Annotated in this window: 11 protein-coding genes; 4 read left to right on the top strand and 7 right to left on the bottom strand. The window is 73.1% G+C overall.

Annotated features, from left to right (window positions below):
- Nucleotides 1-106: 106 nt before the first annotated feature.
- From ACIBBF_RS22955 to ACIBBF_RS22935, 5 genes are all read right to left on the bottom strand, one after another.
- Entirely contained in the window at nucleotides 107-1,060 is a 954-nt protein-coding gene (locus ACIBBF_RS22955) for a carbohydrate ABC transporter permease (RefSeq protein WP_397418012.1), read from the bottom strand.
- Nucleotides 1,050-1,940 (bottom strand): carbohydrate ABC transporter permease, encoded by an 891-nt coding sequence (locus tag ACIBBF_RS22950; protein WP_397418010.1) that lies wholly within the window; start codon nucleotides 1,938-1,940, stop codon nucleotides 1,050-1,052. Before ACIBBF_RS22950 ends, ACIBBF_RS22955 begins: the two co-directional genes overlap by 11 nt.
- A 2-nt stretch (nucleotides 1,941-1,942) precedes the next feature.
- Nucleotides 1,943-3,256 carry an ABC transporter substrate-binding protein gene (locus ACIBBF_RS22945; protein WP_397418008.1) on the bottom strand — a complete coding sequence of 438 codons (1,314 nt, stop codon included), beginning with the start codon at nucleotides 3,254-3,256 and terminating at the stop codon, nucleotides 1,943-1,945.
- A gap of 71 nt (nucleotides 3,257-3,327) precedes the next feature.
- Nucleotides 3,328-4,950, bottom strand: a complete 1,623-nt coding sequence (locus tag ACIBBF_RS22940) for an FAD-dependent oxidoreductase (protein ID WP_397418006.1) — start codon at nucleotides 4,948-4,950, stop codon at nucleotides 3,328-3,330.
- A 56-nt stretch (nucleotides 4,951-5,006) separates the two neighbouring features.
- Nucleotides 5,007-6,083 (bottom strand): LacI family DNA-binding transcriptional regulator, encoded by a 1,077-nt coding sequence (locus ACIBBF_RS22935; RefSeq protein WP_397418004.1) that lies wholly within the window; start codon nucleotides 6,081-6,083, stop codon nucleotides 5,007-5,009.
- A gap of 283 nt (nucleotides 6,084-6,366) precedes the next feature.
- Between ACIBBF_RS22935 and ACIBBF_RS22930 the strand changes: the two genes are divergently transcribed.
- The 3 genes from ACIBBF_RS22930 (at nucleotide 6,367) to ACIBBF_RS22920 (ending at nucleotide 10,729) form a co-directional block, all read left to right on the top strand.
- Nucleotides 6,367-8,061, top strand: a complete 1,695-nt coding sequence (locus ACIBBF_RS22930; RefSeq protein WP_397418002.1) for a DUF1349 domain-containing protein — start codon at nucleotides 6,367-6,369, stop codon at nucleotides 8,059-8,061.
- A gap of 385 nt (nucleotides 8,062-8,446) precedes the next feature.
- Entirely contained in the window at nucleotides 8,447-9,268 is an 822-nt protein-coding gene (locus tag ACIBBF_RS22925) for a phosphotransferase (protein WP_397418000.1), read from the top strand.
- A gap of 117 nt (nucleotides 9,269-9,385) precedes the next feature.
- Nucleotides 9,386-10,729, top strand: coding sequence for a nucleobase:cation symporter-2 family protein (locus ACIBBF_RS22920; protein WP_397417997.1), 1,344 nt, complete (start codon nucleotides 9,386-9,388; stop codon nucleotides 10,727-10,729).
- 177 nt (nucleotides 10,730-10,906) lie between these two features.
- Here the strand turns inward: ACIBBF_RS22920 and ACIBBF_RS22915 are convergent, their stop codons facing one another.
- Nucleotides 10,907-12,586 carry a copper resistance protein CopC gene (locus ACIBBF_RS22915; protein WP_397417995.1) on the bottom strand — a complete coding sequence of 560 codons (1,680 nt, stop codon included), beginning with the start codon at nucleotides 12,584-12,586 and terminating at the stop codon, nucleotides 10,907-10,909.
- Nucleotides 12,583-13,248: a YcnI family protein gene (locus tag ACIBBF_RS22910; RefSeq protein WP_397417993.1), complete on the bottom strand. Its 666-nt coding sequence runs from the start codon at nucleotides 13,246-13,248 to the stop codon at nucleotides 12,583-12,585. Before ACIBBF_RS22910 ends, ACIBBF_RS22915 begins: the two co-directional genes overlap by 4 nt.
- Before the next feature lie 210 nt (nucleotides 13,249-13,458).
- Between ACIBBF_RS22910 and ACIBBF_RS22905 the strand changes: the two genes are divergently transcribed.
- Nucleotides 13,459-13,683: a 4-oxalocrotonate tautomerase family protein gene (locus ACIBBF_RS22905; RefSeq protein ID WP_397417990.1), complete on the top strand. Its 225-nt coding sequence runs from the start codon at nucleotides 13,459-13,461 to the stop codon at nucleotides 13,681-13,683.
- The last annotated feature ends 68 nt before the right edge of the window (nucleotides 13,684-13,751 follow it).

Below are 13,751 nucleotides of genomic sequence, written 5' to 3'. Positions count from 1 at the left end.
GTCTGCAACCCCCCCCCCCCCAAAAAAACCACCTGTTTTTGCCCCCCGGCGGCCCCCCCCCCCCCCCGGGCCCCCCCCCCCCCCCCCCAACACAGCGGCCTGCTGGTCAGCCCTTGAGACCGCTGTGCGCCAGGCCCTGCACGAACTGCTTCTGCGCCACGAGGAACACGGCCAGGACGGGCAGCACGGTGAGCGTCGTCGCAGCGAGCTGGACGTTCCACATGGGTCCGCCGTAGGCGTCGACGTACTGCGTGAGCGCCTGCGGGAGCGTGAAGTTCTCCTTGCTGGAGAGGTACACGATGGGTTCGAGGTAGAGGTTCCAGGACTTGAGGAACGTGAAGATCGCCACGGCGCCGAGCGCGGAGCGGGACAGCGGCACGGCGATGCGCCAGAAGACGCCCCAGCGGCCGAGCCCGTCGATCCGGCCGGCCTCCTCCAGCTCGACGGGGAGCCCGAGGAAGAACTGCCGCATGATGAACACGGCGAGCACGGCGGGCGCCCCGAGCACGGGGATCACGATGAGCGGCCAGTGGGTGTCGATGAGCCCGAGGCTGTTGACGATGCGGAACAGCGGGACGATCGTCACCTCCGACGGCACCAGGAGGCCCACGAGCACCAGGACGAACAGCGCGTTGGCCCCGGGGAAGCGGATCCGCGCGAACGCGTAGCCCGCCATCGCCGCCACGAGCATGGTGCCGAGGGTGACCAGCACCGCGATGTAGAGCGAGTTCCAGTACTGCTGCGCGAACGGCTGCAGGGTGAACACCCGGCCGTACGCCTCCAGCGACGGGTCCTGCGGCCAGACGGTCGGCACGCGGCGCAGGATCTCGCTCATCGGCTTGAGGCTGGAGGTCGCCATCCACCAGGTGGGGAAGACGAACGGCACGCTCAGGACGGCGAGGACCAGCACGAGCAGCCAGCGGGTCCAGGCACGGCGGGCCCGGACGCCGAGCCGGCGGGGTGCCGGCATGGTCCCGGCCGGGGTCGCGCCCGGCGGCACGGCCCGGGTGCCGGGCCGCGCACGGCCCGGCGTCGTCACGGGCATCACGTCAGACTTCATGGAAGACCCACCTCTTGCGCGACTGCCACTGGAGCAGCGTCAGGACGAGGACGATGAGGAACAGGAGCACCGCCAGGGCGCTGGCATAGCCGAACTCGTTGAACCGGAACGCCTGCTGGTACAGGTAGTAGACGAGCACCGTGGTCGAGGTGCCGGGGCCGCCGCCGGTGAGCACGTCGATCTGCGCGAACACCTCCAGCGAGCCCACGATCGTGATGATCGAGACCAGCAGGATGGTGGGGCTGATCAGCGGCAGCGTGATGGAGCGGAACCGGCGCCACGCGCCGGCGCCGTCCAGCCGGGCCGCCTCCTGCAGCTCCTCGGGCACGCCCTGCAGCGCGGCCAGGAACAGGATCATGTTCAGGCCCACGTTCTTGAAGACCTGCACGATGATCACCGCGATCATGGCGGTGGTGGGGTGCCGCAGCCAGTTCGGCCCCTCGATGCCGAGCACCGACAGGAACCCGTTGATGCCGCCGTCGGCCTGGAGCAGGAAGCTCCAGACGATGGTCCACGCGACCAGCGAGACGACGACGGGCGAGAAGAAGAAGGTCCGGAACGTGGTGGTGCCGGGCAGCTTCTGGTTGAGCAGGACGGCGAGCAACAGCGCCAGCGCGATGTTCACCACGACGAGCCCGATCGAGAACCAGACGGTCGCCGCGAGGGCGTCGCCCAGGCCCGGGTCGGACGCCATCCGCTGGTAGTTCTCCGCGCCGACGAACGTGAACGTGTTCGCCAGGACGTTCCACTCGTGCAGGGAGTACCAGACCACCATGCCGAGCGGCAGGACGACGAAGGCGAGCGACCCCAGGACCACCGGGGCGACCATGGTGTACCCGACGAGCCAGTCGCGGCGCACCGCCGCTGACGCTGTTGCCACGATCAGTCCTCCAGCAGCGGCGTGATCGCCGCGCAGGTGTCGGTCAGCACGGCCTCGACGTCGGCGTCCTCGACCCACAGGGAGTCGAGCTCGGCACGCACGGTCTCGGACAGCTTGGCGAAGTTCTTGTGCGCCGGCTTGGTCACCGCGTCCTCGACGCCGTCGACCACGACGGCCTCCAGCTGCTCGGCCGTCAGCCGGGGGTTGGCGGCCGCGAGGCTGTCGCCGTTGAGCAGCGACTGGCGAGGCGGCGGGAAGTACGCGGCGAGCTGCTCGGCGTTCTCCGCGTTCGTGAAGTACGCGAGGAAGTCGGCGGCGACGTCGGGGTGCTCCCCCGCGACGAAGACCCCGACCCCGGCCTGGCCCACGACGTTCTGCTTGCCCTCGGGTCCTGCGGGCAGCGGCACGACGTCCCAGCCGAAGGAGTCGTCGAGGGACGAGGCGCGGCTGATCTGGGTGATCGTCATCGCGGCGTCACCGGCGAAGAAGTCGGCGGTGGTGCCCGGGGCCGGCATGGCGCCGTCGGTGAACACCGCGTCGTGGAACCAGGTCATGGCCTCGACCATCGCCGGGTCCGTGAAGGTGCACTGAGTGCCGTCCGTGCTCCACGGGGCGGCCTTCCACCCGGACCACACCGTGGCCAGGTTCTCCCACGTCTGGTAGTCGAAGTCGCGCACCACCAGACCCTGCTTGCCGGACTTCTCCGCAGTGGCCGCGGCGATGTCACGGGCGGCGTCGAAGGTCCACCCGCCGTCGGCGACCAGGTCGGCCGGGTTCGGCTGGTCCGCCGCGGCGATCTGGTCGGTGTTGACGAACATCGCGAACGGGCTGTTCGAGAAGGGGTAGGCGTAGAGGCCGTCGCCCTCCTCCCAGAGGGTGAGCGCGCTCGGTACGAGGTCGTCGAACGCGTAGCCCTCGGTGCCCTCCAGCACCGGGCGCAGGTCCACGAGCGCGCCGCTGGAGACGAACTCCGGGGCGTTGCTCTCGAAGATCCAGGCCAGGTCCGGGGCGTTGCCGCCCGCGAGCTGGGTGGTCAGCGCGGTGGTGTAGTCCTCGAACGGGATGGTCTCGAACGTCACGCTCGAGACCAGCTCCGGGTTCTCGGCCACGTAGGCGTCGGCGATGGACTGGAAGAGGTCGAGCTGCGCCTCGTCCGCCGTCCAGACGGTCATGCGCAGGTCGACCGGTTCGGACGGCGTCTCGGGCTCGCCGACCGGTGCGTCGCTCCCGCCCGCGCACGCGGACAGGGCCAGGGCCGTCCCGAGGACGGCGGCGGTACCCGCCGTCCTGCGGTTCCGGGTGTGGTGTACAGACATCAGTTCTCCTTTGGACTGATCCGGCGACGGGCGTCGCCGGCGTGTGCCGGTGCGTGCGGAGGCCGTCCGCGTCAGTAGGGGTGGGCCTCGTCCGGCCAGCGCAGCTCGACGCCGGTGGCGACGAGCTCGGCCTGGTAGTCGGCGAGCTGGTCCGGCTGGGACTGGACGGAGTGCGGGGTGCGGCCGGTGGCGAGGCAGTGCGCGGCCAGGTGCCCTGCGGCCTCGCCGACGTTCCACTCGACCGGGTGCAGCCGGTAGCACCCGTTGGTGATGTGCGTGGTGCCGATGTTCTTGTTGCCCGCCAGCAGGTTGGTGGTGCGCCGCGGCAGCAGGGCGCCCAGCGGGATCTCGAACGGGGTGGACGGCACGTCGATGTACGTGTCGCCGCCCGTGGAGGGGTGCAGGTCGATGCGGTACATGCCCACGCCCACGGAGTCCGCGTACCGGGTGGCGCCCCGGTCGCCGCGCACGGCGTAGGACACGTCGTTCTCGGTGATCGTCGTGACCGCCTTGATGCGGCGGGACTCGCGGTGGTAGACGGCCTGGGCCAGCCCGTCCGCGCTGCCCATGACGTCGGGCCGCAGTCGCAGGCCGGGGAACCCGGTGCCGCCGTCGGGCCGCGGCGCCTCGGTCTGCATCCAGTAGAGCATCGAGAGGCTGAGCTGCCGGGCGTCGGCGATCCGGGCCTCCTCCTCCTCGCGGGAGACGTCCAGCACGTGACCCAGGAAGTAGTCGATGCTCGGCCAGTTCACGAGGCACAGGTCGCTCTCGTAGAACCCGGGCTCGTACAGGTCGCGCGCGGCGATGCGGCGGAACAGCCAGAGGTTGCCGTCGCCGGCGTTCTTGGACTGGTCGGCGTCCACGGCCAGCGGGTCGTCACCCGGGTTGGGGGTGAACGAGCGCTTCTCCAGCGCGAGGGTGCGCGGGTTGGGCGCCGTCCACGACAGGAGCTGCTCGCCGCCCCACGCGGCCGGTGCGTAGGTGCGCCAGAAGTCGTAGCGCTCGGGCTTGTCGATCGTGTGGTCGCCGTCCGTGTGCTCGACGACGAAGCACACGCTCAGGGCCTGCACGTTGTCCGGCTGGGCCACGTCCGGGGCGCTGGGCTCCCCCGTCTCGTGCCGCGACTCGAACCCGGTCACGTACTCGGTGCCGGTCAGCGGCAGGAGCTCGCCGGTCTCGGTCGCGTCGACCGTGTAGGCCGCGGCGACGGTCACGTCCGCGCCGCTGACGACGGAGCGGAGCGTCACCGAGGTGACCTGGTCGCCGTCGGTGGTGGCCGCCACGGGGCGCACCCGCTCCAGCAGCCGGATGCGGCCCGAGGAGCGGTACGGGGCGAGCATCTCCTCCAGCACGCCGACGGCGACCCGCGGCTCGTGGCACAGCTTGGACACCCAGCCGGCGCCCGGGTTCAGCTCCGCCCGGTCCCGTGCGCCGTCGGTCAGCGGGTAGCGGCGGCGGTAGACGTCGCGGATGCCGTCGCGCAGCGCGCGGTACCGGGCGGTCACGCCGAACCGCTCCACCCAGGGGTGCTCGTCCGGCGGCACGGCCTGCGACGTGAGCTGGCCCCCGATCCACGGGTGCTCCTCGGTGAGGACGACGCGGGCGCCCCGGTCGGCGGCGGCCAGCGCGGCGGCGATGCCGCCGAGCCCGGCGCCCACCACGAGCACGTCGGTCTGCAGGTCTTGAGGGGTCACGCGGGGGTCCGTCCTGTCGTGGGTGTCGGTTCGGGGGTAGGTCGCGGGGCGCCGGGTCACGGGGAGACTCCGGGCGCAGGGGCCACCGTGGCGCCCTCGACGTCGGGGCACACGAGGACCTGGTGCAGCTCGGCCTCGGTCACGGCGGCCGGGCGCCGTGCGTCCCGCTCACGCCGCGGGCCGTCGTCGGAGACGAGCCGGGAGAGGAGGTACAGCGCCCGGGCGCCCATCTCCTCGCGGGGCACGGAGAAGCCGGACCACTGCCGGCCGCCGCGCCGCGGGTGGTGGGGCTGGCCGAGCAGCAGCACGGACACGTCGTCGGGCACGCGCATGCCGCGCCGCTCGAGCTCGTCGGCGAGCTCCTCGGGGTAGTTCTCCGGGGCCACGACGACGGCGGTGAACCGCTGGTCGGCGATCTCGGCGGCGGTGGCGGCGACGTCGTCGAGCTCGACGAACCGGGTGGTCAGGCCGTGCGCCTTCATGGCGGTGCGGTAGCCCTCCACGCGGTCCAGCGTGGGCTGGTCGGTGCCGCGCGTGCCCACGTAGCCGATGCGCTGGTGGCCCTGGGCCACCAGCCGGTCGATCTGCCGCACGGTGCCGCCCACGTAGTCGGCACCCACGTAGGGCAGCCGGCCGCCGTCGCTGCCGCGCTTGCCGATGAAGACGAACGGGTAGTTGGTGTCGAGCAGGTGCTGCAGCTCGCCCCGGTGCTCGTGCTGGCCCAGCAGCAGGCAGCCGTCGGCCACGCCGAGCCGCTGCCAGCCCTCCCGGGTGAGCCTGCGACGGCCGTCCTCGACGGGCGCGCTCGTGAACAGCAGGATGTCGACGCCCAGCCGTTCGGCGGCGTGCTCGATACCCGTCAGGAACGGGCCGTAGAAGTCGCGGCTGGCGCGCGGGAACGTGGCCTCGTACGTGAACACGCCGAGGATCTGGGCGAGCCCGCCCGCCAGGCGCTGTGCCGCCGGGTTGGCCGTGTAGCCCGTGATGCGGATCGCGTCGAGCACGCGCTGGCGCGTCTCCTCGCTGATGCGCACGCCCGCCGGGGTGCTGCCGTTCAGCACGAACGAGACGGTCGCCTGGCTGACGCCGGCCATCGCGGCGACGTCGGTCTGGGTGATGCGACGACGTGGCACGGCTCCTCCTCGAACGCCCGGTCGGGTCATCGTTGACACCGGGAGTCTCACCGGGGGCCGAGCGCGCGGTCAATCTGATGATGCGCATTATTAGCAGCTGTCCACCGGGCGCCTCCCCCGGCCACGACGCGGGCCGCGGCCAGCACCCGGGCCCCGATGTGGCGCATTATCACCGGGCTCGTTGGTGGGTCTCATTACCTCCCTTGACCGCCGTCCCGGTCCGCCCGAAGGCTGACGCCGTCATGACGACGTGACGTCTCACCGCGACGAAGGAGTACGCACCATGGCTGTCCGCACCGCGCGCCGGGCACTGGCCGGCGCCACGCTCGCCCTGGCGGCCGCGCTGGTCCCCGGCGTGACCCAGGCGGCGACCGGGCCCGCCCCCGGGGCACCCGGGTCCGAGCTGCCGGTCTTCACCTCGACCGGCGCGATCGTCGACCCGCTCGACGACACGCTCCCCCACAACCCGAACCAGGAGTTCATCTTCCCGTCGGTGTTCCACGCCGGGGCGCACCTGTCCGACCCGCTCGGCGAGTGGTACGTCTACTACGCGCCGCACGACGACCCGGGCGGCATCAACCTCATGTACGCGGACTCCCTCGACGGTCCGTGGACCCAGTACGAGGGCAGCCCCGTGGTGTCGAACCAGTGGGAGGGCATCTACGACGTGCCCCACGTGTCCTCCCCTGACGCCGTGTGGAACGCCGCCGAACGGAAGATGTACCTCTACTTCCACGGCGACAACACGGTGACCCGCTACGCGACCTCGACCGACGGGATCACCTTCGACTACGGCGACGAGGCCGTCACCACCGAGATGGTCGACGCCGCCCAGCCGGGCCGGCACGCCACCGAGACGTCGTACGCGCGGGTGTTCCGCAACCCCGACCGGTCGTCGCCGCAGCGCTGGGCGATGCTGTTCATGACGAACTACGACACGAACGTGCGGCACATCAACCTGGCCTACTCCCCCGACGGCAGGGACTGGGAGGTGGAGCCGGAGCCGATCGTCACGCCGGGCCCGGTCGAGGGCACCAACGTGGCGGCCGCCGACCTGTGGCGGTGGAAGGGGCAGGACTACATCGTCTACGGGGCCACCGTCGGCACGATCTTCGCGCGGCCGGTGGACCGCACCCTCACCGACGTCGGCGACCCCGAGCCGCTGTTCGTCCCGCAGCCGGCGCCCCCGGAGGCCGGGCGGGCGACGTCGCCGCAGATCGTCACCGAGCGCGGGCGCACCCACCTGATCTACGAGTACGGCGAGCGGTCGCACACCACCATCGGGCACGCGGTGCTCGACCCGGACGGTGTCCGCGACCCGCTCAACACCCACCCCGAGGACCCGCTGTACGCGCAGTGCACGGGCGCGGGCTCGGACGAGCTCGACGGCGCCGCGCTGGACCGGTCGCTCTGGTCGACGGCGGTGCGCGGCGACCTGGACCGCTCCGTCGTGGCCGACGGCGCGTGGCACATCCCCACGTACGCCGGGAACTCGACGTCGGCCCCGCTGCTGCTGCAGCCCGTGCCGGACGCGCCCTGGCAGGTGACCACGCAGGTCACGCTGGACCCGCAGGTCAACTTCCAGCAGGCCGGCCTGATCGTGCGGCGCGACGACGCCAACTCGCTGCGGATCGACATCTCTCACGTCGACGCCGGCAAGCGGTTCGACTTCGTCTGGCGCAGCAACGGCGTCGACCGGAACAACGCGTGGACGGCGGAGGACTCGGCGCTGGCGCCGCCGGAGACCGGCGACACCGTGTGGCTGCGGATCACGCACCACGGCGAGTGGCTGACGGCGTCGTACAGCATCGACGGCATCACCTTCGTGAACCTGGGCCGCGCCGCCCCGGCGGACCAGCTCGCCGCGACCGACGTCGGCCCGTTCGCCTACCGCGGCCCGGCGACCACCCCGGAGCTGACGGCGCAGTTCGACTGGATCCGCTTCACCCCGACCCCGGAGGAGCTGGCGGCCTGCTGAACCGCCGCGTGGTCGGCCACGGGCACGGTGTACGCAGGTGGGCGGTGGCGCTCCCTCTCCGCCCGGACCCCTCCGGCCCGGCGGCCCACGCCTACCGCGGCTGACGCCGACCCGGCTCCATCGCCCGCCGCGGCTGACGCCGACCCGGCTCCATCGCCCGCCGCGGCCAACGCCGACCCCGACCCCGCCGGTCAGCTCGGTTGCTCTGCGTAGACATCGTCTACGCAGAGCAACCGAGCTGCGGGAGACGCACCTTCCCCGCACCAGGCCCGGGATCCGGCGGGCACGGCCCGCGGCCCGGACCGGCACGCTCCACCCGGCACGACTTGCCCGCGCCATCCGGCCCGGCCAGGATCGAGACCTTCCGCGGCAGAACGGGGAGCACATGTGCGCAGGACGCCGGGACCGGCTCGCCGAGCACCTCGCCCACGCCGCCGAACGGTTCGGGGTGCGCCCCGAGGGCGACCTCGTGCGCGGGGACTTCGACCGCACCCTCGCCGTGCGGACCTCGGGCCCGGCGTGGCTGCGGGTGACCGCGCAGCGCCCCGAGTGGACCACCGAGGAGTTCTGGGACGGTATCGCCTCCGCGACGGGCTCCCCCTTCGACGAGATCCCGATGCCCCGGCACCTGGCCACCACCCAGTGGGCGGACGGCGGCTACGTGGTGCGCGCCGATCTCGTCACGTACGTCGACCGGCGCGCCGTGGGCAGCGGGCTCGTGCTCCGGCGCGACGCCGACCTGCCCGGCGCCTGGTGGGACGCGCTCCGGGCCGGACTGGCCCCGCTGCGGCGCGCGACCGGGACCCGGCGCGCCGTGCTGCGTCCCGACGCGCTCCGGTCCTCGCTGCTGGCGTCGTTCGGCGTCGAGATCGACCTGAGCCGCCTCGACTGGGAGGTGGCCCACGGAGACCTGCACTTCGGCAACCTCACCGCCCCCGGCCTGACGATCCTGGACTGGGAGACCTGGGGCTGGGCACCGGCCGGGTACGACGCCGCCGTCCTCGCCTGCTCCGCCGTCCTGCGGCCCGACGTCGCGGCCCGGGTCCGGGCGGAGCTGCCCGTACCGCCCACGTACTCCGGGGCGGTGGCCCGGCTCGCCGCGGCGGACAAGTACCTGAGCCTGGTCCGCCTCAGCCGGCACCCCGACGTCGCGGTCCCGTTGCGCCGGCAGGCCGAGGCCGTGCTCCGCGAGGGGCTCGTGGCCTGACGGTCCCGGCCCACGTCATCGCACAGAAACACGCCTTCATCGCCGGGGAAACCCGCGCTCCCTACCCTGACCGGCAGTCGCGCCGGCGGGTCCGGCGCAGGGACGGAGGGAACGGCGATGTCCGACGCACCACCCAGCACCCCCGCGGTCCACCCGGTCGACGAGGTCCCGCGGTTCACGCGGCTGTTCCCGCTCGGCCTGCAGCACGTCCTGGCGATGTACGCGGGCGCGGTCGCCGTCCCGCTGATCGTCGGCGGGGCGCTGGGCTACTCGGCGGCCGACCTGGCGTTCCTCATCAGCGCGGACCTGTTCGTCGCGGGCATCGCCTCGATCATCCAGTCGGTCGGGTTCTGGCGGTTCGGCGTCCGGCTGCCCATCATGCAGGGCGTCACGTTCGCCGCCCTCGGTCCGATGATCTCGATCGGCACCACGTACGACATCACCGCCGTCTTCGGCGCGACCATCGCCTGCGGGCTGTTCATGCTGCTGGTGGCGCCGTTCTTCTCGGTGCTGCTGCGGTTCTTCCCGCCGATCGTCACCGGCACGGTGATCCTGGTCATCGGCGTCTCGCTGATGGACGTCGCGGCCGGGTGGATCACGAACAACGGCCCGAGCGCCGCGCCCTCGGACCTCGCGCTGGCCGCGGGCACGCTGCTGTTCATCGTCCTCGTCGAGCGGTTCGCGCCGCCCGCGGTCGCGCGCGTCTCGGTGCTCCTGGGCCTGGTCGCGGGCACGCTCGTGGCCCTACCGATGGGCAAGGCCGACTTCTCGGGAGTGGGTGAGGCCGGCTGGTTCGCCCTGATCACCCCGCTGCACTTCGGCATCCCGACGTTCCCCGTCGCCGCGGTGCTGTCGATGCTCGTCGTGGGCCTCGTGATCATGACCGAGACCACGGGCGACATGATCGCCGTCGGGGAGATCACCGGTCGCCCGGTCACGCCGCGGCGGCTCGCCGACGGTCTGCGGGCCGACGGGCTCTCGACCGCGCTGGGCGGCCTGTTCAACACCTTCCCGTACACCGCGTTCGCGCAGAACGTGGGACTGGTCAGCCTGACCGGCGTGAGCTCACGGTTCGTCGCGACGGCGGCGGGCGCCATCCTCGTCGTGCTCGGTCTGGTGCCCAAGGTGGGCGCCGTCGTGGGCGGGGTGCCGAGCGCCGTGCTCGGCGGCGCCGGGATCGCGCTGTTCGGGATGGTCGCGGCGTCGGGCATCCGGTCGCTCGCGAAGGTCACGTTCACCAGCAGGAACATCCTCGTCGTGGCCCTGTCGCTCGGCGTCGCGCTGCTGCCGACGGTCCGGCCCGAGATCTACGCGAACCTGCCGGAGTGGTTCCGCCTGATCTTCGACTCCGGCATCAGCGCCGGGGCCATCAGCGCCATTCTGCTCAACCTGCTGCTCAACGGCGACCAGGTCCGGGCGGCGCGGAGACACGAGACGAGCCCCGCGGTCAGCGGCGGCTGACGACGGCCCGGACGGGCGAGCGCAGCGGACGGCCCGCCGCCGCACCCGTCCGACCTCCGCCGTGAAGTGCGCTTCTACCCAGCGATCTGGACCAGAACCCCCACGAGATCTGGTCCAGATCGCTGGGTAGAAGCGCACCTTCCGTACCCCGCAGCGAGCGCACGGCAGGTCCGGGTCTCACGGCACCCGGAACGTCACCGTCTCCACCGGGTTGTCGAACTCCGTGGTGCGCAGCGACACCTGTGCGTCCCAGTCGCCCGACGTCGGCAGCACGACGTCGCCGGCGTAGACGCCGGGTCCGAGCGAGCTGACCGCGACCTCCCCCAGCTCCACGTCGCCGGACGTCAGGCTGAGCCGCGGGGCCTCGTAGCCCTCCGCGGGGTCGCCGGCCGCGTCCGTCATCGTGATGGTGAGGGTGGCGGGGCCCACCTCCGGCGGGTCCAGGGTGATCCGCGCCGTGATGCCGCCCAGCCGCACGGACTCCGTGACGCCCCGCGCCTCGCTCGACACGGTGGCCGGGTTCTCGGGGCTCCGGTCCACCAGGAACCCGGTGACGCCCAGGACCGCCACCAGGACGGCCGCCTCCGCCAGCGCCGTGCGGATCAGCGGCACGGGCGTGGGCCCGCGGCCGCGGCGGCGGGGCGTCGTCCGGAAGCGCGGGAGCAGCGCGAACCGGTTCCACGTGGCGATGCCGATCGCCACCACCGCGACCTGCACCTTGACCAGGAGCAGGGTGCCGTAGCCCGACCCGGTCAGGGCGCCCCAGCTCCCGGCGACCCGCCAGGCCAGGATCGTCCCGGCGACCACGAGCACCGCGAGCAGGACGGCGGCCCAGGTCGAGAAGCGACCGAGCACGACGGCGCCGGCGTCGCTCCGCGCGAGGTCGCCGAGCACCAGGGCGATCGCGACCAGACCGCCGAGCCAGAGGGCTCCGGCGGCCAGGTGCAGCACGTCCACGGCGACCACGAGCGCCTCGGGCGTCGCGGCGCGGGTGTGACCGGTGAACGCGGGGGCGGCGACCGCCTCGAGGCAGCCGGCCGTCACCAGGACGGTCCGCATGCGACCGGGGGCCGCGCCGGGGAGCGACCCGGTCGCCAGCGCGAGCCCGGCGACCACCCCGGCGGGGACGGCGTACTCCGCCGTCGCGAGCGCCGACCAGGTCGAGCCCTCGGTGAGCGCGGAGGCGGGCAGGCCGAGCTGGTAGAGCGCCACCAGCGGCACCGCCGCCCACCACCCGGCGGCGGCCAGGGCGGCGGCCGCCCGGGCGACCGCCCGGAGCCGGGCGCGCGCTGGGTCGGCGATGCGGTCCCGGGGCAGGAACAGGACGGAGAAGGCCGCCACGCCCGCGGCCACGAGGAGGCCCACATAGCCCGCACCCCGGACGAGGCCCAGCACGACGGGCGCCTCGGTGCCGGCGTCCGCCCCGGTGGCCGGGACGTCCACCACGTCGCTCGGGGCGCCGACGGAGAAGCTGAGCGAACCGCCGATGGGGTGCCCGTCCGCCGAGACGAGCCGCCACAGGACGACGAGGGTGCCGTCCGGGACCTCCGCGTCGAGGTCGACGAGGAGCCGCGACCCGCGGACCGTGGCGGTGGAGTCGAGCTCCGCCCCGGTGGCGTCGAACACCCGGATCCCCGCGGGCACGCCGATCACGGACTCGTCGAACGTGAACGTGACCCGCTCGGGTGCGGTGTCGAGCACGGCGCCCTCCGCGGGGTCGGTGCTCAGGAGGGTCGCGTGGGCCGCGGCGCTGCCGGCCGGGCCGAGCACGAGCGCGCAGACGAGAGCGAGCAGGAGCAGCCAGCCGCCGGTGCGGGTGCCTGCTCCGGGGCGGGTGCCCGAGCCGCGGCGTGTCATGGGCGTCGGCGGTGGCGCAGCAGGGCCACCGCGCCCGCCACGACACCGGCGAGCAGGACGGCGCCCCCGCCGAAGGTGACCAGGGGGTCAGGACCGCCCGGATCGCCGCCGGCCACGGCCGTGCTCGCCTCCTCGGGGTCACCGTCCGGATCGGCTCCGGGGCTCGCTGCCCCTCCCTCACCGGCGGTCACGACCACGACCGGTGCGGGCCGGTCGAGCGCGTCGTGGTCCTCCCCGTGCCCGGCGACCTCGGTCCACGCCGCCTCCCCCTGCTCGCACCGCTGGACCACCGGGAAGACGAGCGTGGCACCGGCGTCGTCCGGGAGGCGCACCGAGAACTCCACCTCGTCGTGGGCGCCGTCGGGGAGCGGCGCCGCCGCCGTGTAGGTCAGGCCGTCGGCATCCTGGTCGACCGTCCAGCGGTCGGTGTCGGTGGCGGTCACCTCCGTGACCTCGTCGGGCATCCGCAGGGAGAGCGCGGTCGTGGCCGACCCCTCGCAGCCGTGCGGGATCTCGACCGCGAGGACGGCCGTGGCACCGGCAGCCGTGGTGGACGGCGTGACGGTCACGTGGGCCGCGGCCGACGTCGCCCCGAGGGCCACGAGGCCGGTGGCGGCGAGCCCGGACAGGGCCACGCGGCGGACGGCGGTCGTGCGGTTCATGCTGGCTCCCCGGCTCTGGAGGTGGCCCGCGACTCTGCGGGCGGCTCGCACACCACATCAGCCTGCGGAACTGTTGTCAAGAGTGTGAACTGATCGCCGGAAACCATGGACTCACCCCTTCTCGCCGCGTACCGTGGTTCACATCACTGAATCCAGGTCGCACCCGTGAACCACCGTCGGTGCGGGGGCGGCCGCCACCGGAGGGACGACATGCCCAACATCACCGTCGAGCTGCTGCGCGGCCGCACGATCGAGCAGCGTCGCCAGTTCGCCCAGGCCGTGGCCGACAGCGCCGTCGAGATCCTGGGCGCCCGCCGCCAGGACGTCCGTATGGTCTTCCAGGAGATCACCCCGGACATCGTCGCCAACGGCGGCGTGCTGGCCAGCGAGGACGAGAGCCGCGCCGGCGTGGTCGCCACTCTGGCCGACGACTGAGCCTGCAGGCACCGGACAGCAGACCGGACAGCACCGCGACAGCGGTGCAGGTGTGGGCCCGGAGGATC

It is taken from the genome of Promicromonospora sp. NPDC050880, from assembly GCF_044456525.1.
GTDB lineage: Bacteria > Actinomycetota > Actinomycetes > Actinomycetales > Cellulomonadaceae > Promicromonospora.
This window is presented reverse-complemented; position numbering and strand designations above follow the sequence as displayed.

Excerpts from the sequence above, each read along its gene's own strand:
- ACIBBF_RS22955 (WP_397418012.1), bottom strand. The coding sequence starts at position 1,060 with ATGAAGTCTGACGTGATGCCCGTGACGACGCCGGGCCGTGCGCGGCCC.
- ACIBBF_RS22945 (WP_397418008.1), bottom strand. The coding sequence starts at position 3,256 with ATGTCTGTACACCACACCCGGAACCGCAGGACGGCGGGTACCGCCGCC.
- ACIBBF_RS22930 (WP_397418002.1), top strand. The coding sequence starts at position 6,367 with ATGGCTGTCCGCACCGCGCGCCGGGCACTGGCCGGCGCCACGCTCGCC.
- ACIBBF_RS22925 (WP_397418000.1), top strand. The coding sequence starts at position 8,447 with ATGTGCGCAGGACGCCGGGACCGGCTCGCCGAGCACCTCGCCCACGCC.
- ACIBBF_RS22920 (WP_397417997.1), top strand. The coding sequence starts at position 9,386 with ATGTCCGACGCACCACCCAGCACCCCCGCGGTCCACCCGGTCGACGAG.
- ACIBBF_RS22915 (WP_397417995.1), bottom strand. The coding sequence starts at position 12,586 with ATGACACGCCGCGGCTCGGGCACCCGCCCCGGAGCAGGCACCCGCACC.
- ACIBBF_RS22910 (WP_397417993.1), bottom strand. The coding sequence starts at position 13,248 with ATGAACCGCACGACCGCCGTCCGCCGCGTGGCCCTGTCCGGGCTCGCC.
- ACIBBF_RS22905 (WP_397417990.1), top strand. The coding sequence starts at position 13,459 with ATGCCCAACATCACCGTCGAGCTGCTGCGCGGCCGCACGATCGAGCAG.